23 protein-coding genes are annotated in these 24,416 nt (G+C 63.3%); 10 read left to right on the forward strand and 13 right to left on the reverse strand.

Features of this window, described 5'->3' with window-relative positions; genetic code table 11:
* Positions 1–22 precede the first annotated feature (22 nt).
* The 4 genes from BXA07_RS15695 (at position 23) to BXA07_RS15710 (ending at position 3,889) form a co-directional block, all read left to right on the forward strand.
* Positions 23–496, forward strand: coding sequence for a DUF6328 family protein (locus BXA07_RS15695; protein ID WP_076568833.1), 474 nt, complete (start codon positions 23–25; stop codon positions 494–496).
* A 432-nt stretch (positions 497–928) separates the two neighbouring features.
* Complete coding sequence (locus BXA07_RS15700; RefSeq protein ID WP_083708309.1) at positions 929–2,146, forward strand: MFS transporter; 1,218 nt, start codon at positions 929–931, stop codon at positions 2,144–2,146.
* Positions 2,147–2,312: 166 nt separating this feature from the next.
* Entirely contained in the window at positions 2,313–3,053 is a 741-nt protein-coding gene (locus tag BXA07_RS15705; protein WP_083708311.1) for a HipA family kinase, read from the forward strand.
* Positions 3,050–3,889 (forward strand): DUF3037 domain-containing protein, encoded by an 840-nt coding sequence (locus BXA07_RS15710; RefSeq protein WP_076568836.1) that lies wholly within the window; start codon positions 3,050–3,052, stop codon positions 3,887–3,889. Before BXA07_RS15705 ends, BXA07_RS15710 begins: the two co-directional genes overlap by 4 nt.
* A gap of 80 nt (positions 3,890–3,969) precedes the next feature.
* On the opposite strand, the gene BXA07_RS15715 is transcribed toward BXA07_RS15710, so the two are convergent.
* From BXA07_RS15715 to BXA07_RS15735, 6 genes are all read right to left on the reverse strand, one after another.
* Entirely contained in the window at positions 3,970–4,668 is a 699-nt protein-coding gene (locus tag BXA07_RS15715) for an aspartate/glutamate racemase family protein (protein ID WP_076568837.1), read from the reverse strand.
* A 67-nt stretch (positions 4,669–4,735) separates the two neighbouring features.
* Positions 4,736–4,942, reverse strand: coding sequence for a hypothetical protein (locus BXA07_RS15720; protein WP_139335604.1), 207 nt, complete (start codon positions 4,940–4,942; stop codon positions 4,736–4,738).
* 63 nt (positions 4,943–5,005) lie between these two features.
* On the reverse strand, positions 5,006–5,140 hold the full coding sequence (locus BXA07_RS31635; RefSeq protein ID WP_280175060.1) for a hypothetical protein: 135 nt from the start codon (positions 5,138–5,140) through the stop codon (positions 5,006–5,008).
* Between the two features lie 14 nt (positions 5,141–5,154).
* Positions 5,155–5,670 (reverse strand): hypothetical protein, encoded by a 516-nt coding sequence (locus tag BXA07_RS15725; protein WP_139335605.1) that lies wholly within the window; start codon positions 5,668–5,670, stop codon positions 5,155–5,157.
* Between the two features lie 24 nt (positions 5,671–5,694).
* Positions 5,695–7,230, reverse strand: coding sequence for an ATP-binding protein (locus BXA07_RS15730; RefSeq protein WP_076568937.1), 1,536 nt, complete (start codon positions 7,228–7,230; stop codon positions 5,695–5,697).
* Positions 7,231–7,241: 11 nt separating this feature from the next.
* Positions 7,242–8,072: an alpha/beta fold hydrolase gene (locus BXA07_RS15735; protein ID WP_076568840.1), complete on the reverse strand. Its 831-nt coding sequence runs from the start codon at positions 8,070–8,072 to the stop codon at positions 7,242–7,244.
* A gap of 232 nt (positions 8,073–8,304) precedes the next feature.
* Here BXA07_RS15735 and BXA07_RS15740 point away from each other — a divergent pair, with 232 nt between their 5' ends.
* Positions 8,305–9,567 carry a PepSY-associated TM helix domain-containing protein gene (locus tag BXA07_RS15740; RefSeq protein ID WP_076568938.1) on the forward strand — a complete coding sequence of 421 codons (1,263 nt, stop codon included), beginning with the start codon at positions 8,305–8,307 and terminating at the stop codon, positions 9,565–9,567.
* A gap of 15 nt (positions 9,568–9,582) precedes the next feature.
* On the opposite strand, the gene BXA07_RS15745 is transcribed toward BXA07_RS15740, so the two are convergent.
* The 4 genes from BXA07_RS15745 to BXA07_RS15760 all read right to left on the reverse strand — a co-directional run bounded on the left by BXA07_RS15745 (position 9,583) and on the right by BXA07_RS15760 (position 15,531).
* Positions 9,583–10,584, reverse strand: coding sequence for a S41 family peptidase (locus tag BXA07_RS15745; protein WP_083708317.1), 1,002 nt, complete (start codon positions 10,582–10,584; stop codon positions 9,583–9,585).
* 73 nt (positions 10,585–10,657) lie between these two features.
* Positions 10,658–12,478 (reverse strand): glycoside hydrolase family 15 protein, encoded by a 1,821-nt coding sequence (locus BXA07_RS15750; RefSeq protein WP_076568841.1) that lies wholly within the window; start codon positions 12,476–12,478, stop codon positions 10,658–10,660.
* Positions 12,479–12,481: 3 nt separating this feature from the next.
* Positions 12,482–13,246, reverse strand: coding sequence for a trehalose-phosphatase (otsB, locus tag BXA07_RS15755; RefSeq protein WP_076568842.1), 765 nt, complete (start codon positions 13,244–13,246; stop codon positions 12,482–12,484).
* Positions 13,246–15,531 (reverse strand): alpha,alpha-trehalose-phosphate synthase (UDP-forming), encoded by a 2,286-nt coding sequence (locus BXA07_RS15760; protein WP_076568843.1) that lies wholly within the window; start codon positions 15,529–15,531, stop codon positions 13,246–13,248. Before BXA07_RS15760 ends, otsB begins: the two co-directional genes overlap by 1 nt.
* Before the next feature lie 233 nt (positions 15,532–15,764).
* Between BXA07_RS15760 and BXA07_RS15765 the strand changes: the two genes are divergently transcribed.
* From BXA07_RS15765 to BXA07_RS30820, 4 genes are all read left to right on the forward strand, one after another.
* Positions 15,765–16,880, forward strand: coding sequence for a mechanosensitive ion channel family protein (locus tag BXA07_RS15765; protein ID WP_076568844.1), 1,116 nt, complete (start codon positions 15,765–15,767; stop codon positions 16,878–16,880).
* Positions 16,881–16,931: 51 nt separating this feature from the next.
* On the forward strand, positions 16,932–18,227 hold the full coding sequence (locus BXA07_RS15770) for a cation:proton antiporter (RefSeq protein WP_076568845.1): 1,296 nt from the start codon (positions 16,932–16,934) through the stop codon (positions 18,225–18,227).
* A 107-nt stretch (positions 18,228–18,334) separates the two neighbouring features.
* Positions 18,335–19,543, forward strand: a complete 1,209-nt coding sequence (locus BXA07_RS15775; RefSeq protein ID WP_083708319.1) for a serine hydrolase domain-containing protein — start codon at positions 18,335–18,337, stop codon at positions 19,541–19,543.
* Positions 19,544–19,616: 73 nt separating this feature from the next.
* Positions 19,617–19,787 (forward strand): hypothetical protein, encoded by a 171-nt coding sequence (locus BXA07_RS30820; protein ID WP_170909675.1) that lies wholly within the window; start codon positions 19,617–19,619, stop codon positions 19,785–19,787.
* Here the strand turns inward: BXA07_RS30820 and BXA07_RS15780 are convergent.
* Positions 19,784–20,167 carry a YkvA family protein gene (locus BXA07_RS15780; protein WP_076568847.1) on the reverse strand — a complete coding sequence of 128 codons (384 nt, stop codon included), beginning with the start codon at positions 20,165–20,167 and terminating at the stop codon, positions 19,784–19,786. The genes BXA07_RS30820 and BXA07_RS15780 overlap by 4 nt on opposite strands.
* 102 nt (positions 20,168–20,269) lie before the next feature.
* On the opposite strand from BXA07_RS15780, the gene BXA07_RS15785 reads away from it, so the two are divergent.
* Complete coding sequence (locus BXA07_RS15785) at positions 20,270–21,367, forward strand: DNA topoisomerase IB (RefSeq protein ID WP_076568848.1); 1,098 nt, start codon at positions 20,270–20,272, stop codon at positions 21,365–21,367.
* On the opposite strand, the gene BXA07_RS15790 is transcribed toward BXA07_RS15785, so the two are convergent.
* A complete protein-coding gene (locus BXA07_RS15790) occupies positions 21,327–21,551 on the reverse strand; it encodes a hypothetical protein (RefSeq protein WP_139335607.1) in 225 nt (74 codons plus the stop codon). The two genes, BXA07_RS15785 and BXA07_RS15790, sit on opposite strands and share 41 nt — an antisense overlap.
* A 170-nt stretch (positions 21,552–21,721) precedes the next feature.
* Positions 21,722–24,157: a DUF262 domain-containing protein gene (locus BXA07_RS15795; RefSeq protein WP_170909676.1), complete on the reverse strand. Its 2,436-nt coding sequence runs from the start codon at positions 24,155–24,157 to the stop codon at positions 21,722–21,724.
* Positions 24,158–24,416 lie beyond the last annotated feature (259 nt).

Genomic DNA, 24,416 nt, shown 5'->3' on the forward strand with positions numbered 1-24,416 from the left:
TGCCACTGCCAGGAATGCCGCCATGCCGCACGCTCAACCCCGCGACGACGATAGCCAGCCAGGCGACGAAGGAGATCTGTCCGACCTGCTCAGCGAATTGCGCATCCTGCTGCCCGGCGCGCAGATGCTGACGGCCTTCCTCATTATCCTGCCCTTCAACGGCGGCTTCGCCAAGATCGTGCAGGCGGAAAAGATCGTCTTCCTGCTGACGTTCTTCCTGTCCATGACCAGCCTCGTGCTCCTCAGCGCGCCAGCCATCCAGCACCGCGTCATGCGCCCGCTGCAGGACCGCGAGCGCTTCAAGCGCGTGGCTGACCGCATCATGATGGCGGGGGCGCTGTCGCTGGCGCTGGCTTTTATCCTCGGCACGAATCTGGTGATGTCGGAAGTCTTCGGCCACGTCGCCGGCATCATCGCCTGCACGCTGATGGGCACGCTCATCGCCTGCATGTGGTGGTGGCTGCCCTTGCACTTAAAGCACAGCAAGAAAATCTAGGCGGGGCTGGCGGCGCCGCTGCGCTGTTAGCGGAAAGGCGATCTTGCCGTCGCCCGAACTCGCATGGTCCACCTGGCCGTGCCACGGCACTGGCAGGCTGGAGGCGCTGCAGCAAACCCGGCCTCACTCACTCGCCCAACTGCAGGCACGAACCATTTCCGCCACAGCCATGCATTTCTCGCCTGCCTGTGGCGCAATCGCCGGCGTTCCGTGTTATCGTTAACAACAAGCGCCATCGCTGTTGTGTGCAGTGCAGCAGATTTTAGCCGTCGCCCGGCAGAGTTGGCCCGAATCTTTTACAATGTTGTCTTTGGGCAGTACTTATCGCCCGAAAATACCGGCCAGCCGTCGACTCTGGTGGCGCATTGCCACTTCCGGCCGGGCCATGGCGCACCTCTCCACCCTGTCATTCTTTACCCAACCAACAAGAACATGCACGCCTCCGTAGACCCATTGATTCCGCGCGTCACCGCGCCTTTTGGCGCCGGCTATGCCGACCTGGCCCTGGCCATCGGCGGCCTCGCCATCGGCACGGGCGAATTCGCCTCCATGAGCATCCTGCCCGTGGTGGCCGACGACCTGGGCACGACCTTGCCCCAGATGAGCCACATGATCAGCGCCTACGCGCTGGGCGTGGTCATCGGCGCCCCCCTGATCACGATCTTCCTGGCGCGCATGCCGCGCCGGCTGATGCTGATCTGCCTGATGCTGATGTTCGCTGGTGGCAACTTGCTCAGCGCCATCGCCCCCAACTATGGCTTGCTCGTCGTGGCCCGCTTCGTGGCCGGCATCCCGCATGGCGCGTATTTCGGCGTGGCAGCCCTGGTGGCGGCCGCCCTGGCCGAACCGGACCGGCGCGGCCAGGCCGTCGCCCGCGTGCTGATGGGTTTGACGGTGGCAAATATCTTCGGCGTGCCGCTGGCCACCTACATCGGCCAGACCCTGGGCTGGCGCTCGGCCTTTTTGCTCGTCGCCGCGCTGGGCTTGCTGACCATGCTGATGGTGCGCATCTTCGTGCCCATGGTCGCTGCCGGCGATTCCAGCCCGCGCCGCGAACTGGGCGTGTTCCGCCGCCTGCAAGTGTGGCTGACCCTGCTGATGGTGGCGATCGGCTTCGGCGGCATGTTCGCCGTCTACACGTTTATCACGCCCACCTTGCTGGAAATCACGAAAGTATCGCCCCTGGTCATCTCGATCCTGCTGGCCATCATCGGTATCGGCATGACTGTAGGCAATTTGATCGGCGGCTGGCTGGCCGACCGCTCGCGCCTGTGGACCATCTTCGGCGTGCTGCTGTGGAACGTGGCCGCCCTGGCCGCCTTTACTTATACCAGCAGCAATGTCTGGCTGACGGCGATCAACCTGTTTGCCATCGGCGCCGGCATCGCCGTCGCCCCGGCCGTGCAGACGCGCCTGATGGACGTGGCCGGCGACGCGCAGACGGTGGCCGCCGCCCTCAACCATTCCGCCTTCAACATCGCCAACGCCCTGGGCGCCTGGGCCGGCGGCATCGCCATCGCCATGGGCATGGGCTTGCGCTCGACGGGCTGGGTGGGCGCCATGCTGGCCTGCGGCGGCATCGTCGTGCTCGGTATTTCCGTGCTGGTGGAAAACCGCAGCCGCAACGTGGGCGGTGTGCAGCCGGCTTGATGCTTGTACATAGGTGGGATAATTTTCTCTGTCTAGTTATCATTTCCGATATCATGACTATAGATCGGATTTCGCAACTCCTGCGCATCCGATTTCTTTACATGATGAAGCGTGCAGACATGAACGAAGCAGTCATCGCCAGGTACAAATCTGAAAGCTGGCATCTGTGAATACAGCCACCATCTTCATTGACGAGGTTCTCGGTCGGGCGCAGCAAGGCATAACCGAGCCATTTATTTGCCGAGGCGACGACGGAGCGATTTACTTTATCAAAGGCAAGGGGGCTGGTCGACGCAGCCAGATTTGCGAGTGGGTCTCGGCGCAGCTGGCGACTGCATTTGGCCTTCCGATCGCAGAATATGCATTGGCCGAAGTGGCTGTGGAGCTTATTGAAGCAAATGTATTTCCCAATATCAGCCAACTCGGTAGCGGGATAGTCTTTGCATCGAGAGAACTTCCACATCCACAAGAGCTGACGGCGATCACACGAGACCTTGTGCCAGATCTACTGGCAAGCGATGTGTTGGTTTTTGATTGGTGGTTGCATAACGAAGATCGTCATTTGACCGAACGTGGCGGCAATCCTAACTTGCTTTGGGACATGCAGAACTCAGAATTGGTCGTGATTGACCATAACCAAGCCTTTGATCGGCATTTTAATCCTTGCAACTTCCTGAAAACGCATGTGTTTGCGAGCAGGTGGAACGACATTTTCAGCGACCATCTTCAACGCGAGCACTACGCAAACAAGTTAGAGGCAATTTTGCCAAGATTGGCGGGCATCCGTGCTAACATACCCGACTCTTGGTGGTATGTTGATGATGGCGTACCAGCAGATGTGACGTGGGATGAAATCGAGACCTGCCTGCAGCGTTGCCGCCAAGAAGATTTTTGGAATACCCCATGAAAAAATTCGCCTGCCAATATGCTCTTTTGCGATTTCGTCCATTTGTGGAAACCGGCGAGTTCGCCAACGTCGGTATTGCACTGATCGCGCCCGAGGCGCGTTTCTTTGGCTTCCGCATACTGAAGCGGTATGGCCGTATCACGCAGTTCTTTCATCAGCTTGACCGTCAAATCTACCTCGATGGCCGCCAACTTTTTAAAGAAGAGATGGATCGCTTCGCTCTTGAGCTTCGTCGACTGGCATTGGATGGCCGAAAAACGCAACCCGATATAGTGCTCGCAAGAAATCTGTTTGCTGAAGTGGTTCGCCCACGAGAAGCAATGTTGCAGTTTGCCGATCAGCGCGTCGTCCTGGCCGAAGATCCCAAGGCCAAACTTCTGCAGCTATTTGATCATTATGTCGAACGCAACTTTGTAACCAAGGAATATCAAGAGCGCTTATTGGAAAACAATGTTCGAAAACTCCTGTTCAACGCGCAAGTTGGAGCGCGCTATCAACGTGAAAAGGTTGGAACGGAAGATTTCGCCGTAAACTTCCCCTTTGTCGACATGGTTGAAGGCAAAGCTGAGCGAGTGATCAAGCCCTTATACCTTGCCCAAGGCGATAGCACCAAAATCCTCACACATGGCGGTCAATGGGTTGATAAAGTACGGCGTCTACGCAAACGCAATGCACTACCACCAAAAGTACTGTTCCCGGTCACTCAACCGCCAGCCAACACCAAGCCTTACTATGCATTCCAGGAGATTCGACAAGATTTGCTGACTGAAAATGTACAGGTCGTGGCCGCAGACGATGAACGTCAAATTCTCAAATTCGCTACTGACAGAAGCTGACTATAGCGCCTGATCATCATAGTAATCGCGATCTTGAACGTGGCAGTACCGCTCAAAATGCCCATGAATGTCCAGGATCGCTACTCCGCAATGGCAAACGCGACCGCCGCCTCGCAATGAATCGCCGTGGTATTAAATAGCGGCAAGTCGACATCGCCGGGCTGGATCAGCAGCGGTATTTCCGTACAACCCAGGATCACGGCCTGCGCGCCTTGCCGCCGCAGTTTCCCGATGATGCCCAGGAAGATGTTCCGGCTGGCGTCGGTAAAGATATTCTGCACCAGCTCCGTATAGATAATGTCGTGCAGGATTTCCTGGTCGGCCGCATCGGGCGTCACCGTGGCGACGCCCTGCTGCTCCAGCGCATCGTGATAAAAGCGGCCCGCCATCGTCTGCTTGACGCCCAGCAAGCCGACTTTCTTCAAGCCGGATGCCCGTACCCTTTTCGCCGTTTCCTCGACGATGCTGATAAAAGGCAAGCCGATGCGCGGAACGACGGCCGGCGCGAAGCGGTGGGCGCCATTCGCGCACAACAGGAAGAAGTCCGCACCCATGCCTTGCAGGCGCTGTCCTTGCGCGACGAGGAATTGCTCGATGGCGCGGGAATCGGGCTGCGCCGCGTGCGCGACGAAATCGGCCTGGTCCATGCTGACCAGCAGGATGCGCGCGCTGTGCGCGGGTCCGATGCGCGCCACCAGCAGTTCGTTGAGCAAGCGGTAGTATTCCAGGGTGGAAGCCCAGCCGATGCCGCCGATGAGTCCTATCGTCTTGTTTTGCACATTATTCCCAGCGAAAAGAATTGCGCAAATTATACGATAGCGATCATCCGCCATGAGTATGCCGACATTACGCGTCGATCCACGCAAACAGCGCCTTGTCCGGTGTCACGGATTGATGCCAGGCCGACTGCAGCTCCATGAGAAATCCCGCCAGGTCGAAGGGATTGATATCCGCACCCGCCCAAGGAGCCGTCTTCGACCACGCCACGGCAATATCCGACAAGTCGTCGGCCGCCATGCCCCCGATCGCCTGCGCCATGGCGTCCGTCAACACATAAAGCTCCCGCCCCTGCATCGGCGCAGGCCGGAGGGCCGGCGCTGTCGAGCGGGTCAGCAATTACCCAAGTGACATAAAATCCAGTTCGCCGGGCAAGGTGATGTCGGTGACGGGGAAGGCCTCAACCGCCTCCGTCCAGCTGGCGCATGCGCGCATGTCCGACGGGGAACAGACAAAGAGATCGACTTTTTTCATATTATCTTCAAGCATCAGCCTACATCGTGCCCATTCGACGTCTCGCGGGAATATCGCTGCTCAAACTCGGCAGCACTACCGGCCTCGGACCATAAGCCCGCAACGTAATCGAACTCCCGCTCGAACGGCGCCTCAAAATCGGCCACGTCCGTCGCATACTCGCAATTGCGGCTCAGCATGACCAGCCAGTCCGGGTAACCGAGCACCGGGTACAGGCGGGTCAGGATGGCATCGAGCGACGCCACGCTTTCCCGGCCCGCCAGGTAGGCGGCGCGCAATTCGACGATGTATTTTCCCGCCAGGAACTGGTCACTGAGCCGCTGCGCGCCCCGGTAGCGCTCGATGATGGCCTCGGCCAGCGGCAGCACCTCATCGCGGCTGCGGGCGCTGGCCAGCAGCACGACGTCCAGGTCGTCGCCTTCCTGGTCCAGGCGCAATCGCTCCACGGCCCAGTCGACACAGCGGTCCGCCGTGCCAAAACCCATGCGCAGCTGGAAAACGGCGATTTCAAGTTCTGTCAGTTGTTCCATGTCGTTCATATACGAATGCCGGCCTCACCCTGCCTGCAGCATCTTCTGCAACACCGCATCGAGCTCATAAAAATCCACGGGCTTGGTGAGATGTAAATCAAAGCCCGCGTCGGACGCCAGTTGGCGGTCCTTGTCCTGGCCCCAGCCCGTCACGGCCACGAGGATGGCGTGCTGGCCGCAGGGCTCGCTGCGCAGCAGCCGCGCCACGTCATAGCCGTTCATGTGCGGCAAACCGATGTCGAGCAAGATCACTTGCGGCAGGAAGGTTTGCGCTGCCGCAACGCCGGCAGCGCCGTCGTAGGCCGTGCGCACGTCGTAGCCGAGGATGTCGAGCGCCAGCGCCAGGCTGTCGGCCGCGTCGGCGCTGTCGTCGATGACCAGCACCTTGCCCTCGCGCGTGCCGGCCAGCAGGCGGCGGTCCGGGGCCACGGCAGGCTCCAGTGGCACGGCGGGCAGCGGCAAACGCAGCTCGAAGGTGCTGCCCTGCCCCACGCCGTCGCTGCGGGCGCTGATGCTGCCGCCATGCAATTCGGCCAGGCCGCGCACGAGGGACAGGCCGATGCCCAGCCCGCCCTGGGCGCGCGACAGGGCCGGCTCCAGCTGCGAAAACATGTCGAAGACGGTATCCAGGTGTTCGGGCGCAATGCCGATGCCCGAATCGCGCACGCTGATGCGCACGTCGTCGTCCGTGCAGGCGACGGCCAGCCCGATGACGCCGTTGGCGGGCGTGTACTTGACGGCATTGGTCAGCAGGTTGGCGATCATTTGCCCCAGGCGCGTGGCGTCGGCGTCGAGCCAGATCGGCTGCGGCCATTGCGCCACGTGGACCTCGTGGCCGGACTGCGCGGCCAGGCTGGCCACGCCGTGCAGGGCCGCTTCCACCACGGGTGCCAGCTCTACGCTGGCGCGGCGCAATTCCAGGCGCCCCCGCGTGATGCGCGACACTTCCATCAGATCGTCGACCAGGTGCGTCATGTGCCCCACCTGCCGCCCCAGCACGTCGCGGGCCCAGCGCAGCTGCGGATCGTCCAGCTGCGCCAGGCGCAGCACTTCCAGCACATTGCGGATCGGCGCCAGCGGGTTGCGCAGCTCGTGCGCCAGGGTCGCCAGGAACGCGTCCTTGCGCCGGTCGGCCGCCGCCAGCTGGTCGTTGAGCTCGCCAGCCTCCCTGCGCGCCAGCTGCAGCTGCTGCTCGTATTTGCGCCGGTCGCTGGCGACAAACACGGCGATTTCGTCGTAGGCCACGCCGTCGTGCATGCGGCGCACGGCGTTGAACAGCATGGGCAACGCCTGCCCCTGGCGCTGGCGCATGTCGAGCAGCACTTCCGACACGCTGCCCTGCACCTGCATCAGCGGCAGCCAGTGCGTCTGGTGGAACACGCGCCCGCCGATGGTCAGCAAGTCCTGCAGTTTCTTTTTCCCGAGCAATTCCCCGGCGCCATAGCCGAGCCAGCCGCAAAAGGTGGCATTCGCCTGCACGATGGTGCCGTCGGCCGTGCACAGCAGCAGACCGCAGGCCGCATGCTGGAACAAGGTACGGGTATCAGGCAAGGAAGGCATCGTGTCGCGCATTACAGCTGCAGGCCGTCGAGAAAGCCCCGGATGGCGTGGTAACTGGCGTCCGGTGCGCTCATGTGCGGGCAATGGCCCGCATTCTCGACCACGCGCAGGCTGCTGCGCGGCAGCATCTCGCGCAAATACGCGCCCACGGGCGGCGGCGCGATGAAATCGTCGCTGCATTGCACGATCAGGGCCGGCGTCGTGTTGTGCGGCAGGATGGCGCGGTGGTCGGACAAAAACGTGGCTTGCGCGAAATGCCGGGCGATGGCGGGGTCCGTGCGGCAAAAGCTGCTTGCCAGGTCCTCGCCCAGCGCCGGCTGGCCGGGCGCGCCCATGATGGCCGGCGCCATGCTCGCGGACCAGCCCAGGTAATTGCTGTCCATGGCGGCCAGCAGGTCATCGATATCGGCACGGCTGAAGCCGCCCCGGTAGCCGGCCGCCGCATCGTCGACATAGCACGGCGACGGCGCCAGCATGACTTGCGCGGCGAACAGCTCCGGCTCGGCGATGCTGGCCAGCAAGGCGCTCATGGCGCTGACGGAATGGCCCACGCAAATGACGGGACCACCGCCGACCGCATGGATGATGGTCCGCAAATCGTCGCCATGGGCGTCCAGGCGCGCATAGCGGTCGAAATCATAGGCGGCGAGGTCGGAAGCGCCGCTGCCGACGAGGTCGAACAGCACCGTGCGGTAACGGGGGCGGAACAGCGGCTCCAGGTAGCGCCACATGGTCTGGTCGCAGCCAAAGCCGTGCATGAATACCATCGTGGTCGCCGCACCCGCCTGCGGCGCGGCGCTGGGTTCGCTCACGCGGATATTATTACGGTCTTCTATACGCATGTTCGTCCTGAGTATTGCCACATGGAACTCAAATTGGCATCTTGCTAGCATCTTAACATGCGCGATTTGACCCTGGGCAACACCATAGGCGCTGGACAAGCGCCGTGCTACGGCGGATAATGAGAACGATTCCCATTATCAAAATGCCGGGCGCGTGCCTGGCTTTTACCTGTGCGCCCCGGTGGCGCCCGCTGGCGGCAACAAGCCGGTTTCTGTTGAAGGTTTGTACCGCATGCGCGCTTTCTGGACTGTCATACACCGCTGGGCCGGCCTCACCATCGCCCTCTTCCTCATCGTTGCCGGACTCACGGGCGCCGTCACCTCGTGGGACCATGAACTCGATGAATGGCTCAATGCCGACATCATGGACACGCCGGGCCGCGGCCCCCTGCAGGCGCCGTTTGCGCTGGCGCAAACGGTGGCGGCCGCAGACCCGCGCGTGGCAGTCAATTACATGACCCTGGGCCTGGAAGCAGGCCACGCGGCCGCCTTCATGGTGCGCCCCCTGGCCGATCCGGCCACGGGCAAGCCCTTCGCGCTCGGCTACGACACCGTCTACATCGACGCTGTCACGGCGCGGATCACGGGCACGCGCGATTCGACGGCCATTTCCCTGTCGCGCCGCAGCCTGATGCCCTTCCTGCGCCACCTGCACTACAGCCTGCACGTGCCCGCCTTCTGGGGCACGGACCGCTGGGGCTACTGGCTGATGGGGACGGTGGCCCTCGTGTGGCTGCTCGACAGCATGGTGGCCTTCTACCTGACCACGCCGCGGCGCCTGCGCGAACGGGCGGATGCGCCGCGCCACCGCGACGCCGCCAGCTGGCGGCAGCGGTGGAAACCGTCGTGGGCGGTGCGCTGGGCGGCCGGGGGCTACAAGCTCAATTTCGACCTGCACCGCGCGGGCGGACTATGGGCGTGGGCTGTCATCATCGTGATCGCCTTCACCTCGTTCTCGCTGAACCTGTACCGCGAAGTCTTCTATCCCCTCATGTCGCTGGTCTCCACCACCACGCCGGGACCCTACGAAACGCAGACGCCGGCGCCGTACGGCAGCTATATCACGCCCGTGATCGGTTTTGAACAGGCAGTAGACATTGCGAAAAAGCAAGCCGTACAGCGCGGCATCACGGCGCCCATCGGCGGCATTTATTATGGCGGCAATTATTCGTTCTACAACGTCTCGTTCTTCGACCCGGCCGACGAATTCGGCGCGGCCGGCATGGGCCTGTCGAATATCTACGTGGACGGCATGGACGGCAAGGTCATCGGCCAGCACCAGCCCTGGGAAGGCACGGCCGCCGACGTCTTCGTGCAGCTGCAATTCCCCCTGCACTCGGGGCGCATCCTCGGCTTGCCGGGACGCATATTGATGTCATTCATGGGCCTCATGGTGGCCATGCTGTCGGTGACGGGGATTGTTATCTGGGAGAGGAAGCGCCGGGCGCGCCGGCTGCAGGCGCATAAAGCGAAGGCGGTGGACACCCGTTCCTAGCACAAACGACGGCTTTCATTCACCGCGCCCCCGCGCCTCCGCCAGGCGCTCCAGCGCCAGCCGATGGGCCGTCTCCAGCGCCGCGCCGGCCGGCACGCCGATATCGGGCGTGACGCCGCTGCCTTCCCAGTTGCTCTTGCTGACAGGATTGATGGCGCGCCCGTTCGGGATGAAGGCGGCGAAATGCGGCCCCAGTTCCCGCATGCGGCCGGGATTGGCGCCGCCGCCCGTCGTCTCGCCCACCAGGGTCGCGCGCTTGAGCTGCTGCAGGTTGTAGCTGAATTCTTCCGCGCCGGAGAAAGTACGGGGTCCCGTCAGCACATAGACGGGCTTGTGCTGGCCGTAGCGCTTGCCCGGCACGCCGGTGTCGGTCCAGAACTGCTGCGTGCGATTGCCTTCGCGCCAGTACAGGTCATTCAAATGGGTGCGCTGCTCGAACAGATAGCTGCTCAGGAAGGCGACGCCGGCCGGGTCGCCGCCGCCATTGGCGCGCATATCGAGTATCAGCGCATCGCAGTCGGCCAGCCGCGTCATCGCCGCCGTGATCGCGGGCGCCGCGTCCTCGACGGGGAAGAAACCCTGCATGTCCAGGTAGCCGATGTTGCCCCCGAGTATCTCGACCTTGGCCACGCCATAGCCGCGCGCGGCCATCTGCCTGCGCATCTCGTCCTGCCGCTCCGGCGACGGGACCAGCTTGTGCGGCAAGGCAGTCTCGCTGGCATGCACGCGCAAGTGCTTGTCGTGGCCGAACGCGCGCAGGTCGGCGCTCAGCACATTGGCAAAGATCGTCGCATCGGTGATGCCGTCATAACCGCCCTCGCGCTGCCTGGCGCGCAGCGCCGCATCCATCTTGGCCGCCACCTCCGGAAACACATAATAGTCATTGAGCTGCTGGCGCAGGGTGTCGATCAGCTGGCCCCGCATGGCGGCATCCAGAACTGGCATTTGCGCGCGCGCGGCCCCGCAGAACAGGGTAAAAGCAAGCAAGGCTGCGGCGGCGGGGCGTGGCAATGGCATGGCGGCTCCGAAGGATGCGGGTGGGCCGATTCTACCGGATAGCGCCGCAGCCCTGGATACCGCTCAGGCCCGCTTAAACCGCGCTATCCCAAGGCGCGGACAATCTCACGGCACAGTTGATCAGCCCCACCATCGAATACGTCTGCGGAAAGTTGCCCCACATCTCTCCCGTCACGGGGTGCGTGTCTTCCGACAGCAGGCCCAGGTGGTTGCGTGCCAGCAGCATGGTTTCGAAGATCTTGCGCGCTTCGTCCTTCCTGCCGATGCGCGCCAGGGCGTCGATGCGCCAGAAGGTGCAGATGTTGAAAGCCGTTTCCGGTTTGCCGAAGTCGTCGGGCGCTTCGTAGCGGCGCATGTAGGGGCCGTCGCACAGCGATGCTTCCAGCGCATCGACGGTGGCGATGAAACGGGGGTCCATGGGGTCGATGAAGTTGACTTCCGCCATCAGCAGGACGGAGGCGTCAAGGTCGCGCCCGCCCAGGCTTTCCGCGAATGCCAGACGCTCTTCGCTCCATGCTTCGCGCAGTAATCTCTCGCGGATCAGCACGGCGCGGCTGTTCCAGTGGTCGGCGCGGTCCGGCAAGCCCAGTTTATGGGCGACTTTCGCCAGGCGGTCGCAGGCGGCCCAGCTCATCAGCATGGACGAGGTGTGGACGCGCGCCCGCGTGCGCAGCTCCCACATGCCCGCGTCCGGTTCCGCATGCAGCCGGAATGCCTGGTCGCCCACGGCTTCCAGCGCGGCAAACTCGGCTTTTCCCGCCCGGTGGAACAAGCGGTGGTCAAGGAAGGCCTGTGCCGCGCCGAGGACGATATTGCCGTACACATCGTGCTGGAAGTGTTCCTGCGCCTGGTTGCCTACGCGCACGGGGCCGTTGCCCCGGTAGCCGGGCAAGTGGTCGAGTATCGATTCGGGCAGCTGCTCTTCCAGGCCGATGCCGTACAGGGGCTGGATGTGGCCGCCTTTCGAGCGGGCGACGATATTCGTCAGCCAGCGCAGATACTCTTCCATCGTGCCCACTTCGGACAGGCTGTTCAATGCCCGCACGACGAAGAAGGCGTCGCGCAGCCAGCAATAGCGGTAATCCCAGTTGCGGCTGCTGCCCGGCGCTTCGGGGATGCTGGTGGTCATGGCGGCGATGATGGCGCCCGTGTCTTCATACAGCGACAGTTTCAAGGTGATGGCCGCGCGGATGACCACGTCCTGCCATTCCAGCGGCACGGCCAGGCGGCGCGTGTAGGTGCGCCAGTAATTGATGGTGTCCTTTTCGAAGACGCGCGCCGTCTCGTCGATCCCGCCGGCCAGCGTCTCATCGGGACCCAGCAGGAAGTTGGCGGTGCCGCCCAGCACGAAATACGTTTCGCTCAGCACATAGTTCAGCGACACGTCCGTATTCAGGCGCAAGGTCTGTTCCGGCCCCACGTAGCGGATGTGGTGGCTGCCCTGGGTGATCTGCGGCGCCAGCCGGCCCCAGTCGTAGCGGGGGCGCAGGCGGACGCGGATGCGCACGGCGTGGTCGAGCGGACGGACGCGGCGGATCAGCATCAGCGGGCGGAACATGCGGTCGCGGCTGAGGAAACGGGGCGCGAAATCCGTGATTTCCACGCCGCGCCCCTGCGTGTCGTACAGCCGCGTGCGCAGCACGGCCGTGTTCGGTTCGTAGAATTGCTCGCTGCGGGCAAAGTTTTCGATGTCGATGGCCCACACGCTGCCGTTTTCCGTGCCGTCCAGCAAGCTATTAAAAACGGGGTCGCCATCGAAACGGGGCAGGCAGGACCAGACGACCTGTCCTGCCTGGTCGATCAGGGCGTTGAAGGCGCAATTGCCCACCACGCCGCAGTTCAGGGACGCTTGCGCGGACGGTGGGCTGGCGGCGGTGTCATGCGATGTCGTCATGGGCTACTCCTTCGATGTCGGGGATAGGGAAGCGGCCAGCAAGGCGGCGCGCAAGGCGCCGGGGCTGGCCAGGCGCAGGGTGGCGGCGCTGAGGCCGCTGCCCACCTTGACGCCCTGCCCGCCTGCTTGTTGTACAAAGGCAAAGCCTGCCTCGTCGGTGGTGTCGTCGCCCGCGAACACGGGGCGGCGGCCGGCGAAGGGACTTTCCTGCAGGAAGGCAGCGATGGCGCCGCCCTTGTCCGTGGCGGCCGGCTTGGCTTCCAGGACCATTTTGCCATGCAACAGCAATACCCCCGGGCACGCTTGCACGGCGACGGTCATTTCCTGCAGGCATAACGGTTCAAGCTCAGGCGCCAGCCGGTAATGCAGGGCCACGGCGCCCCGCTTCCGCTCCACCAGCAAGCCGGGGTACATCGCCGCCAGCGCCCGGGCGCGCGCCAGCACAGGCGCCACGTCGGGCGTGGCCGCCACGTGCAACTGGCCATCGGCGCCGCGCCGCTCCACGCCATGCACACCGGCAACCGGCAAGACCAGGGGCGCCAGCATGGCGTCGATCTGCGCCACGGGACGGCCGGAAATGAGGGCCAGCGCGCCCCCATGGCGTTCGGCCAGCAGCGCCAGCGCTTCGATGACGCCGGGCGCCACGCGCACGCCGTCGGGCGTGGGCGCCAGGTCGACCAGGGTGCCGTCGAAGTCGAGGAAGACGGCTGTTCCGGGTGCACTGAGCAGCTGCAACAGGGCCGCGCTATCGTCACGAATATTAGCCATCACATGCCCTTGCGCCGCTTGATGCGGCTGTGGGCGTCGATCTTGGTCATGACCTTGTCGCGCTGGCGCAAGCGGGCCGCGTCCAGCAGCATGCGCCCGGCCCAGCGGTAGACATTGAAATGTTTCACTCGGGCACGCATGCTCTTCATGCGCTCGCGCTGTTCCACGGGCGGCATCACGAGGGCGCGGTACAGGGCCTCGGCGCCCTGCTCGATGTGGTAGGGATTGATGATCAGCGCTTCATGCAGCTCGCGCGCCGCGCCCGTAAATTGCGACAGCACCAGCACGCCCAGCTCGTCGTCGCGCGCGGCGATGAATTCCTTGGCCACCAGATTCATGCCGTCATGCAAGCTTGTCACCATGCACACTTCCGAGGCGCGGAAATAGCGCTGCAGATCATCCTGGCCATGGTGCTCCGCTTTCAGCAGGATGGGCACGTAGTCTCCGCTGCCGAAGCGGCGGTTGATGCGCTCGACCATCTTGCGCACCCTGGCGTCAAAGCTTTGATATTCGTCAAGCGAAGCGCGGCTGGGGGCGGCAATCTGCACGAACGTAAAATTGCCCACCATGCCGGGCTGCAATTCGAACATGCGCTCGACGGCCTGGAAGCGCTCGACGATGCCTTTCGTGTAATCGAGGCGGTCCACGCCGATGCCCAGCAAGTGATCGTCTGCCACGCCCAGTTCGGCCCGGATCTGTGCGCGGCACGCGGCCACGTCGGGCTGGGCCGGGTCATCCTCGGGCCAGGCGATCGAGATCGGGTAATCCTCGACCTGCGTCATCTCGCCGCCATACGAAATCGTGGAAGCCTCCGGCTCGATGCGGGTTTCCAGGTAGCGGTCCACCGTTTCGAGGAAATTCTTGCGGTGGAACGGCGTATGGAAGCCGAGGATCGTGCTGCCCAGCAAGCCGTCGAGAATTTCCTCGCGCCAGGGGCAGATGCCGAACGATTCCGAATTCGGCCAGGGGATATGCCAGAAAGTAATAATGGTCGCCTTCGGCAAGGCTTCGCGCACCATGCGCGGCAGCAAGGCAAAGTGATAATCCTGCACCAGCACGACGGGATTGTCCGTCTTCGCCTCGGCGATCACGGCATCGGCGAAGCGGCGGTTGACCTTAACGTACTGCTCCCAGTCGGACGAGCGGAACACGGGGCGCACGTGGGCGATATGGCACAGCGGCCACATGCCTTCATTGGCAAAGCCATAATAATAGCCCTGCTCTTCCTCGTCCGTCAGCCACACGCGGCGCAGGGTGTAGCTGGGCTTCTCGGGCGGCACGGCCACGTGGTCGAACTTATCGACCGTTTCGCGGTCGGCGGAACCGGCGCCATGCGCGATCCACGTGCCGGAGCACGCCCGCATCACGGCTTCCACGGCCGTCACCAGGCCGCTGGCCGGGCGCTGCACGGCGATCCCGCTCTCTGTGTTGGTGTGGATATACGGTTCGCGGTTGGACACGACGAGCACTTGATCTCCCGCAAGGTCCGCTTCCAGCAAGCCGCGCAGCTTTTCCGGCGTCCATTCCGACGTCCAGCCGTTATCGCCCTGGCGTTCCAGATGGTATTCCTGCAGCAATTCGCGCAAGTCGCCGATCAGCGGCGCCATTTCCGGCGGCGGCGCGGGCGCGGCGGCGGGTGCGGCGGCGGCCACCGTACCATTGCTTTTCGGCAACAATTCGCCCCGCAAGATATCCTTCACGGCCGACAGCCAGCCGCGCCAGCTCAGGTGGGCCACGAACACGGTCATCAGCGAAATGAGCACGGCCAGCACGGCCAGGAAGGCAAAAATAAAACGCTTGGTATCGGTATTGCGGCGCTCGACAAAGCTCATGTCCTGCACCAGCACCAGGCGGCCCAGCTGCGACGCGTCCTGCATGACGGGCGTTTCGCTGAGGTGGACCTGGCCTTGCGGCAGCTGCGCCAGCGATTTGTACAGGCCGCCCGTCGATGGCGTGCTCCAGCAGCCGATCGAGGCCGGGTATTGCGCGGAACGGTACAGCAAGTGGCCCCCGTTGTCGCAAAAGCCGATGGCGATCAGGCGTTCGTCGCGCGTGGCGCCCTGGAACAGTTCCTCGATGCGCGTGGCGTCGTGGGCGGGCAGGTATTCCGTGAGCGAGGGGCGGAGGGTTCCAGCGAGCAATTCGGCGCGGCTGTCGAGGTCGCGCACATACCAGCGCAGGGTGATATTGTCGAGCAGGGGTACGACGATATAGGCAAACAGTCCCAGCACCAAAGCCAGCGGCAGGATGAAGCGCAAGGACATGCGGAGCGATCGTAAAATCATCTGTTTCCTTTGCAAATACAACGTGGCAAGTATGGCCATGTTTCCAGTGGGGCGCCGTTCCCTTGCTTTCTGTCGTGAAACTTCAAGCGGCGGGCCGGGCCAGGTAGCGGCTTCCAGTATCTACCTTGCTGGCAACCTTATCCGTTCGGCAACGCACGTCCCCGTGACGTCATCTGCCCGTAAAATAGCCGCTTCCGACATCCATTTCACTTATCAATAAGGAGTTTTCGCCTATGGATCTCAGCACGTTTCACTCGCTGATGGGAGGCCCGCTGCGCTCGGCGCTGACCGTGCTCGTTTCCGCCCTGCTCGTCACCGTGGTCGCCATCGGCGTGCACCGGGCCGGCATCGGCTTGCTGAAAAGACTGGCCCAGGGCCACGCGCTGGCCAGCAACGTCGCGCGCGTGGCCTTCCGCGCCAGCCAGCTGTGCCTGATCGTCTTCGGCCTGCGCATGGTGCTGGCCAGCGCGCCCGACGACACGCCGGGCCTCGTCGCCATGTCGCACCTGGCCAGCGTGGCGCTGATCATCGCGCTGACCTGGCTGGCCATGCAATGCATCGAGTCGCTCAGCATCACGATTTCCCAGATCAATCCCGTCGACGCGGCCGACAACCTGCGCGCGCGGCGCCGGATCACCCAGGCCCGCGTGCTCACGCGCAGCGCGCATGCCATCGTCGTCCTCCTGGGCGTGTCCTTCGTGCTGCTGACCTTGCCCGGCGCGCGGCAGATCGGCGCCAGCCTGCTGGCCTCGGCCGGCGTGGCGGGTCTGGTAGCCGGTATCGCCGCCCGCCCCGTGCTCGGCAATTTCATTGCAGGGCTGCAAATTGCGTTTTCTCAACCGATCCGCATCGATGACGTGCTGATCGTCAATGGCGAATGGGGCACGGTCGAGGAAATCAAGGGCACCTACGTGGTCGTGCGCGTGTGGGACGAACGCCGGCTGATCGTGCCGCTGCAGTGGTTCATCGAAAATCCGTTCGAGAACTGGACGCATACCTCCTCGGACATCCTGGGCACCGTGTTCCTGTGGCTCGATTTCAGCATCCCTATCGAGCCCCTGCGGGCGGAACTGACGCGCATCTGCGCATCGGCCAAGCAATGGGACGGCCGCGTCTGCACCGTGCAGGCGACGGATTCGAACGAGCGGGCCGTGCGCGTGCGTTTCCTGATCAGCGCGGTGGATTCAGGCACGGCGTTCGAATTGCGCTGCATCGTGCGCGAACAGATGCTGGCCTTTATCACGACCAATTATCCGCACGGCCTGCCCCGCTTGCGCGCCACGCACGACCCCATCGAGCTGCACGCCATGCAGGCGCAGAACGATACGGTACAGTTGTACAAGGCGTAAAAATAGCCTGCGGCGCGCTGCCTTGGCCCATGCACCGCTACAATGGTTGGCATGAGCACCACCGCCTGGTTCATCCTGATCGGCTGCCTGATGCTGGCGCGTGGCCTGGGCGCCGACGGCATCGCGCGCCTGCCATTGACCTCGGCCATGGCGTATCTGGGCGTGGGCCTGCTGCTGGGTCCGATGTTCCTCGGCCTGTTTGCCTTCGACCTGCTGCAGCAGGCGCCCCTGCTGGAAACCCTGACGGAAATCGCCGTCCTCATCTCCCTGTTTTCCGCCGGCGTCAAGATGCCCGTACCGTTCAGCCTGGCGCGCTGGCTGCCCTCGCTGCGCCTGGCGTGGCTGTCGATGGCCGTCTCCGTGGCCCTGGTGGCGGCCTTTTCCTGCCTGGTGCTGGGCCTGCCGTTGGGCGCGGGCATCCTGCTGGGCGCCATCCTCGCCCCCACCGACCCCGTGCTGGCCACCGACGTGCAGCTGCGCCATGCGGGCGACAGCGAGCAATTGCGCTTCATCTTGACCAGCGAGGCGGGCATGAACGATGGCAGCGGCTTCCCCTTCGTCATGCTGGGAATGGGCTTGCTGGGCCTGCATGAACTGGGGCCGCACGGCGCCACCTGGCTGTGGCGCGATCTGTTCTGGGCCAGCGCGGGCGCCATCGCCCTGGGCGTGGCCGGCGGCGCCTTGCTGGCCTGGCTGGGCTGGCAGCTGCGCGCCAAGGAGCCCAAGCACGAAGTGCTCGATGACTTGGCGGGCCTGGGCCTGATCGCCCTCGTGTACGGCCTGGCCAGCGCCATGCATGCCTGGGGCTTCCTCGCCGTGTTCTTCGCCGGCGTGGCCCTGCGCCAGACGGAACTGGTGCTGGCCGGTGCGCCGAAGGACCGGCAAGGCTTGCTGCAGGCCGAGGAAACCCACGCCGTGTCCGCCGCCAGGCCGCACGACAGCGCCGTGCCCCTGACCGTCAGCGGCGAAGCGCTCGTCTTCAAGGAACACCTGGAGCGCCTGTCGGAACTGACGCTGGTGCTGCTGCTGGGCGGCGCCGTCACGGCTGCCGCCTGGAGCTGGCAGGCGTGGAGCGTGGCCCTGTTCCTGCTGCTGGTGGCGCGCCCCGCCAGCGTGATGCTCGGCTTGCTGGCCTCGGGCACCGGCGTGCGCCTGCGCAGCCTGGCCGCCTGGTTCGGCGTGCGCGGCATCGGCTCCCTGTATTACCTCTGCTACGCCATCGCCCACGGCTTGCCGCTCGCGCTGGCGCGCGAGCTGGCCGATATCGCCATCGTCGTCATCATCGTCTCCATCGTCGCCCACGGCCTCACGGTCAAGCCCCTGCTGCAGCAGCTCTGGCGCAAATAAGGGCGGCACGGCGCGATTGTCATTGCTGCACAGCAATGATTGCTCAATTAGCCGTGGCAAAGCGGAAAATATTGTTAAGATAATTAAAAACGGCCAAGAGAGAATCGATGAAACGAAGAAGTGTGCTGGGACTGGGCGTATCGCTGGCCCTGCTGCAAACGGGCTGCGCCACCGATCCGGCCAGGCAGGCATGGGAGCAGCAATTCGACGCCTTCATGCACGATGGCCTGGCGCGCACGGAAACGCCGGGCATGGGGGTGGCCGTCGTGCGCGGCGAGCAAACCCTGTTCGCGCGCGGCTATGGCTGGGCCGACATCGATGCCGGCAGGAAGGCCGACGCCAATACGGCCTTCCACACCGCCTCCGTCAGCAAGCTCGTCACGGCCACGGCTGTCATGCTGCTGCTGGAACAGGGCGCCTTCCAGCTCGACGACAAGGTGGCGGCCTACCTGGACTTCCCCCTCATGCATCCGAAGTTTCCCGACGTGCCCATCACCTTCCGCCATCTGCTCAGCCACACCTCGGGCATTTCCGACGCCGTGTACGACAAGACGACGGCGTTTGCCGTGCAGGGCGACCCGCGCTTGCCGCTGCGCGACTTCCTCAAGGGCTATCTGTCGCGCGGCGGTGCCTGGTACGACGCGGAGCTGTCGTTCGCGGCCCGCCCCGGCACGGAATGGCGCTACAGCAACGTCGGCGTGGCCCTGCTCGGCTACCTCGTGGGGCGCTTGAATCCCGACAGCCTCGACGTGCTCACGCAGGAGCAGCTGTTCGAACCGCTGGGCATGGATCACACGTCCTGGAGCCTGGCAGGCTTGCCCCGGCGCACCGTCGTGGCCCAGCCGTATGCCCCCAGGGAAGCGGGCGTGCAGGTGCTGCCGCCCGTCGGCTATCCGGACTGGCCGGCCGGCCTGCTGCGCAGCTCGGCGCAGGACTTCGCCCGTTTCCTGGCCATTTTCAGCAATGGCGGACGGGTCGATGGCCACCGCTACCTGCAGGATTCCACCTTACAACTGTTTTTCGCGCCCCAGGAAGCCAGCCTGCCGCCGGCCGAACTGGCCGCCCGCCAGGCCTTGATGTGGATCATGCGCGACGTCGACGGCACGCCGCTGGCCACCATGAGCGGCAACGATCCCGGGGCCGCCTCCATCGTCTGCGTGGACCGCGCCAGCAAGACGGCCGTACTGGCCTTCGCCAACGTCAGCGCCGACAAGGAATTTCGTACTTTTCAGAAGGAAGTCGTGCGGCGCCTGCTGGCGCATGGCGGCAGCGGCGCGCCGGCGAAACGGGCGGCAGCCAGGCAGGCGTTTGTGTGAGCGGACGCACGGTGGCGCGCGGGCAGCCAGGTATGCTGTGCCGGTCGGACCTTACCACTACCGGGAGACCAGCATGACCAATCGCATCGGCAACAAGGACGTGGCGCAGCAGCACAGCAAGAGTGAAAAAGCCCGCATCAGGGCGCAGAACATCGCCAGCGAAGCCGTGAAGCAGGCTGCGGCCAGGGACAAGTACCGCAACGCCGTCAAGGGCCGGCCGGGCCAGCCAGCGTCCGCCGGCTAGGCGCCGAACCAGCCGCGCAGCTTCTCGGCCGCGCGTTGCTTGACCTCGGCCGTGATGTAGGTGGCGACCGTGGCGACGGCCGCGGCCAGCACGGCCAGGTCGTCCGCATAGCCGACCACGGGCGTGATGTCGGGAATCGCGTCGATGGGCGAAATGAAGTAACCGAGCGCGCCATAGATGGCCGTCCTGGCCCACAGCGGGGTATTCGGCTGCTGGGCCGCGTAGTACAGCCACAGGGCTTTTTCGATGACTTCGCGTCCCGCCGTCTTGGCGAACTTGACGACCTTGTCCCAGAAGCTGTCTTCCGTGTACTTTTTTTCATACTGTTTGTTGGCCTGGGGGGCGTGGTCTTCTTCCAGATTCTTTTTTCTGCCAAACATCTGCTGCTCCTGTCTGCCGCGCACGGCGTTACGAATGCGCACCTTAGCATAACGGCGCGCCAGGCGCGCGGCGCCCCGGCAACGCACTTTACATGGAAAAGCATGGATATCTCCGCCACCACCACCGCCCGCGCCGCCGGCCTGCGCTACACGGGCGACCACCAGGGCGGCATCGCCCGCCTCGGCACGCCGGGGAAATTCCGCTATGCCGATGCGGACGGCCAGCCCGTGCGCGACGACGCCACGCTGGAACGCATCCGCGCCCTGGCCATCCCGCCGGCCTGGACGGACGTGTGGATCTGTCCGCGCGCCAACGGCCACCTGCAGGCGACGGGCCGCGATGCGCGCGGCCGCAAGCAATACCGCTACCATGCGCGCTGGCGCCAGGTGCGCGACGAAGTCAAGTACGAACGCATGCTCAGCTTTGGCCGCGCACTGCCCGCCATCCGCGCCGCCGTCGCGCGCGGCATGCAGCTGCCCGGCTTGCCCCGTGAAAAGGTGCTGGCCACCATCGTGCACCTGCTGGAATTGACGATGATGCGTATCGGCAACGAAGAATATGCGCGCGCGAACAAATCGTTCGGCCTGACCACCCTGCGCACGCGCCATCTGCAGGTCGACGGCAGCGCCGTGGAATTCCACTTCAAGGGCAAGAGCGGCGTGCGCCACGACATCCGCCTCAGCGACCGCAAGCTGGCCAGGGTGCTTGCGCGCATGCGCGAGCTGCCGGGGCAGGAACTGTTTCAATATGTCGATGAGAACGGCGAGCGCCACGGTGTCGACTCGGGCGACGTCAATGACTACCTGCGCGAAGTGACGGGCGAAGACTACACGGCCAAGGATTTCCGCACCTGGTCCGGCACCCTGCTGGCCGCCCTGGCCTTGCAGGCGTTCGAACAGGTCGATTCCCAGGCGCAGGCAAAGAAGAATATCGTGCAGGCCATCGAGTCGGTGGCAAAAAAACTGGGCAATACGCCGACGATCTGCCGCAAATGCTATGTGCACCCGGCCGTGCTGGAATCGTATCTGGAGGGCAGTTTGCTGGAAGGCATGCGCGCACGGGCGCAGCAGCAATTGCGCGAAGAGCTGCCCGCGCTGGCGCCGGAAGAAGCGGCCGTGCTCGCCTTGCTGCAGCAGCGGCTGCAAGGCGCCCCTTCAATCAAGCCTGGCGTCCCGGCTGGCACTGGGCCGACAGCTTGAAGGCATCGCTATTGCACAGGGACGTGCCGCCATGTCCCGCATCGCGCGCCACGGGTGCCGGCACCGTGCCGGCCTGCTGTGCCTCGCCCGTATGCACGAGCGTGGCCGCCAGGGTCGAGAAGGTAAACAGGCAGATCAGCAGGAATGGCTTGTTCAACTGGCGGGACTTGACTGGCTTGTGCATCGCATACTCCATCGGTGGGTTGTTGCAGCGTTGACATCATCATTGCGTGTTTCCAACATGCACACAATCGGACGGCACCGGCGAGATGGGTAGGACAAAGCTGACAGGCTCGGCAATAGCGACGCGTGGGCGACAGCACCTTGTCGCCCACGCGGTTTGAACACGGATACTTATTCGCGCTGCAATTCCCCAAGGGCCAGTTGATCGAACCAATGTGCGTAAATCGAACAAAAGCGTGACGTTGTCGCAAGGATCAATGCGCGGCAGGCGTGCTCAAAGTCGGGATACTTGGCAAGATAACGTGGATCGAACTGGCTGCCCGCAGGGACGCTATCGCGCCAAAATGCCCACTCCTGGTCTTCTTCGATGAAACTGGCCTTGCGCACGTCCCTTCCCGCATGCATGCCGAAATTCCGGTCATCGCGGTCTGGCGCCGCATCGAGCTTGTCGGCGGGTGCAGCGTGCTGATCCGCGCGATTGAGCTCCAGCGGCCAGGCACGCAAATTGCCCAGCGAGCGATGCCAGTCGCGGATCGCGCCCGGCGCCTCATTGCAACGCAAGGCTTGCGGATGGATATGATCGTAGTCCCACGGGCGGTTCACGTCTTCCATCTGCCCGGGCAGCGTTGGATCGTAATCGGGAAACCATCGCATGAGCCAGCCACGCTGCGCGTAGTCGACGAGGGCGCGCTTGTCCCACAGGCGGTCAAAGAAGCGCTGCCAGGCAAGGTGGCGGCGCCCCGTGAGCGTTGCCGCATCTGTGTCATCGGTGTTTGTTCCGTCCAGCTTCTGCCCTTGCAGCCATTCGCGCAAACCGGATTCAAGCTGGCTGAAATTGTCAGGCACCAGTCGCGAATAGTAATGCGTCCACAGCGATTCGGATCGCCAGAAATCGGCATGGTTTGGCCCCGGAAATCCTTTTTGCCCCGCCGTGACGCGGCTACGTATCAGTTGTGCCAGCACAGCAGGCGGCACCAGGGGCAACATCACCAGCCCGCCATGATGTATTGGCAACAAAAGCTGATAGCGCTTGGCATTGAAAAAATCAGGCAACAACATATCATCCGCAATCGAGTGCAGTGCTTCCCACAGGCGCGCCACGCACTGTTCGGGCGACTCGGCAAATTCGGCCATTGCCACGAGAAATCCCAGCGAGCGTCGCTGCTGGCTTGCCGATAGCTGGCCTACGCCTATCCCCGCCTTTTCCAGGCGCAGTATCCAGGCAGCACTGATAAAGAGCAGATCCAAGCCCTTGCCACCCGAAAATATGCCTGCGGCCAACGTCGGTGGTAATTTCCACGCCGCCTTGTCGTCCGGGCCTGCCAGGCGCACGAGGTCGAATAACTGCGTGATGGTGCCAAGGCGCGCCCGCTCCACGACGAAGGCTTGAAAAGCCTCCAGCCTGGCGGGGTCTTTCAAGGCGGAACGAAAAGTGGCAACATCGGGCGTCAACGGCGCTTTATCATTATTGCGGTCTTCAGAAAATGCCAGGTGCAAACGATACAGGAAGGTCACCATATGTTCAGGCGCCACGATACGTTGCTTGCCTAACAGGCTTTCCAATGCCAGCGTCGCACCGGGCCACACCGCCTTGAGTGAAGAATAGATCAGGTCCTCGGTACTGAGCGGAACGCCGGCCGTATTAATACGCACGAATAAAGTTTCAACCGCATCGACGGATGGGTCGCTGCGCTCCTGGGAATTAATTTCCTGCATTGCCATTGGTAATGCACGCTCGCGCATAATAATGGCGGGGATCGTTCTCATCCGCAATTCTGCGCTCAATGCATCGATAATCCATTCCAGACGGGGGCGGAATTCACCCTCCAACGCTTTTTTCCATTGAGCAACTAGACTACTGCCGTCATTTACCACGGCATCGTCATGCCACATGGGCAATGCCGATAATAAGCGCAGCAATTCCGCATGCCAGTCCGTGTGCACGGCAGCCTTCAATAAAATTGAAACCGGCATGGGACACACCGCGTCCCACGGCCACGCCAATTGCAGCGGCAAGGTTGCTCCACGGGCAGTCGGGTCCTGGGCCACCTTGCGAAAGCATGCCAATGCTGAACGGATTTGCGCGTGTTTCAGGCGCGTTTCCGGATCCCGTGCGCTGTAGCCCCAGGGATGGGAACGGGTCAGCAAGCGAAAGAGGAAGGCACGATCACCGCCGGGGCTGTTATTCCCCAGATCGAGCCACAAGGCCGGCCCTTCGCTATATTGCGGATTTGCCCACACATCCAGAAAGCCGATCGCCACAGCAGTGGCGCGCTGTTGGCCATCGAGCAAATGAAAACGGCTCCCCTGATTAATTTGCGCGGTATTGTTTCCCAATTTATACTCGGCATGCCCGAGCCGCTCATCATAAGGAGACAGCAGCAGCGATCCTATCGGAAAACCACGGATCAGCGAGTCCCAGAATGCTTCGACTTTGGCCGCCTTCCAGACGGCTCCGCGTTGCAGTGCGGGCAATTCAGCGTATATAGGCGCATTGTTTTCATTGTCGCGCCGAGGCAAAGTATCGTTAATTTGCCAGGACATGATTTCTTCCAATGTCAACAGATAGTTTGATTGGCCATCCCGCCCTGTATCATTCAACTTCATTTCAATCCCTACCATCTGAAAAAACCACGAGAGTAAGGAAGGGCTAGCTATTAATCCATCTTTTTATTTATTTTTTTGAAAATAAATGCTCTGTCACCGTTAAGCAGGGGATTTCCAGGAAGCTTGCTCTGTCCCGGCTGTCTGACTGTATATGGCAACGCTTGTCACGGCCGCCTGCGCGCATGGCTGCAGCCCTTTCACGGCGTGGCGACGTGCTAGCTGCCGCATTACCTGGCATGGCGCTGGATACTCGACGCCA

The organism is Janthinobacterium sp. TND4EL3 (assembly GCF_900156175.1).
Lineage (GTDB): Bacteria > Pseudomonadota > Gammaproteobacteria > Burkholderiales > Burkholderiaceae_D > Janthinobacterium.

What these genes read in the sequence shown, in the direction of transcription:
- BXA07_RS31635 (WP_280175060.1), bottom strand. Translation starts at nt 5,140, where the DNA reads ATGAAAAAAGTCGATCTCTTTGTCTGTTCCCCGTCGGACATGCGCGCA.
- otsB (WP_076568842.1), bottom strand. Translation starts at nt 13,246, where the DNA reads ATGGCTAATATTCGTGACGATAGCGCGGCCCTGTTGCAGCTGCTCAGT.
- BXA07_RS15710 (WP_076568836.1), top strand. Translation starts at nt 3,050, where the DNA reads ATGAAAAAATTCGCCTGCCAATATGCTCTTTTGCGATTTCGTCCATTT.
- BXA07_RS30820 (WP_170909675.1), top strand. Translation starts at nt 19,617, where the DNA reads ATGACCAATCGCATCGGCAACAAGGACGTGGCGCAGCAGCACAGCAAG.
- BXA07_RS15780 (WP_076568847.1), bottom strand. Translation starts at nt 20,167, where the DNA reads ATGTTTGGCAGAAAAAAGAATCTGGAAGAAGACCACGCCCCCCAGGCC.
- BXA07_RS15795 (WP_170909676.1), bottom strand. Translation starts at nt 24,157, where the DNA reads ATGAAGTTGAATGATACAGGGCGGGATGGCCAATCAAACTATCTGTTG.
- BXA07_RS15700 (WP_083708309.1), top strand. Translation starts at nt 929, where the DNA reads ATGCACGCCTCCGTAGACCCATTGATTCCGCGCGTCACCGCGCCTTTT.
- BXA07_RS15745 (WP_083708317.1), bottom strand. Translation starts at nt 10,584, where the DNA reads ATGCCATTGCCACGCCCCGCCGCCGCAGCCTTGCTTGCTTTTACCCTG.
- BXA07_RS15740 (WP_076568938.1), top strand. Translation starts at nt 8,305, where the DNA reads ATGCGCGCTTTCTGGACTGTCATACACCGCTGGGCCGGCCTCACCATC.
- BXA07_RS15750 (WP_076568841.1), bottom strand. Translation starts at nt 12,478, where the DNA reads ATGACGACATCGCATGACACCGCCGCCAGCCCACCGTCCGCGCAAGCG.
- BXA07_RS15790 (WP_139335607.1), bottom strand. Translation starts at nt 21,551, where the DNA reads ATGCACAAGCCAGTCAAGTCCCGCCAGTTGAACAAGCCATTCCTGCTG.
- BXA07_RS15770 (WP_076568845.1), top strand. Translation starts at nt 16,932, where the DNA reads ATGAGCACCACCGCCTGGTTCATCCTGATCGGCTGCCTGATGCTGGCG.
- BXA07_RS15725 (WP_139335605.1), bottom strand. Translation starts at nt 5,670, where the DNA reads ATGGAACAACTGACAGAACTTGAAATCGCCGTTTTCCAGCTGCGCATG.
- BXA07_RS15730 (WP_076568937.1), bottom strand. Translation starts at nt 7,230, where the DNA reads ATGCCTTCCTTGCCTGATACCCGTACCTTGTTCCAGCATGCGGCCTGC.
- BXA07_RS15775 (WP_083708319.1), top strand. Translation starts at nt 18,335, where the DNA reads ATGAAACGAAGAAGTGTGCTGGGACTGGGCGTATCGCTGGCCCTGCTG.
- BXA07_RS15785 (WP_076568848.1), top strand. Translation starts at nt 20,270, where the DNA reads ATGGATATCTCCGCCACCACCACCGCCCGCGCCGCCGGCCTGCGCTAC.
- BXA07_RS15735 (WP_076568840.1), bottom strand. Translation starts at nt 8,072, where the DNA reads ATGCGTATAGAAGACCGTAATAATATCCGCGTGAGCGAACCCAGCGCC.
- BXA07_RS15760 (WP_076568843.1), bottom strand. Translation starts at nt 15,531, where the DNA reads ATGATTTTACGATCGCTCCGCATGTCCTTGCGCTTCATCCTGCCGCTG.
- BXA07_RS15765 (WP_076568844.1), top strand. Translation starts at nt 15,765, where the DNA reads ATGGATCTCAGCACGTTTCACTCGCTGATGGGAGGCCCGCTGCGCTCG.
- BXA07_RS15695 (WP_076568833.1), top strand. Translation starts at nt 23, where the DNA reads ATGCCGCACGCTCAACCCCGCGACGACGATAGCCAGCCAGGCGACGAA.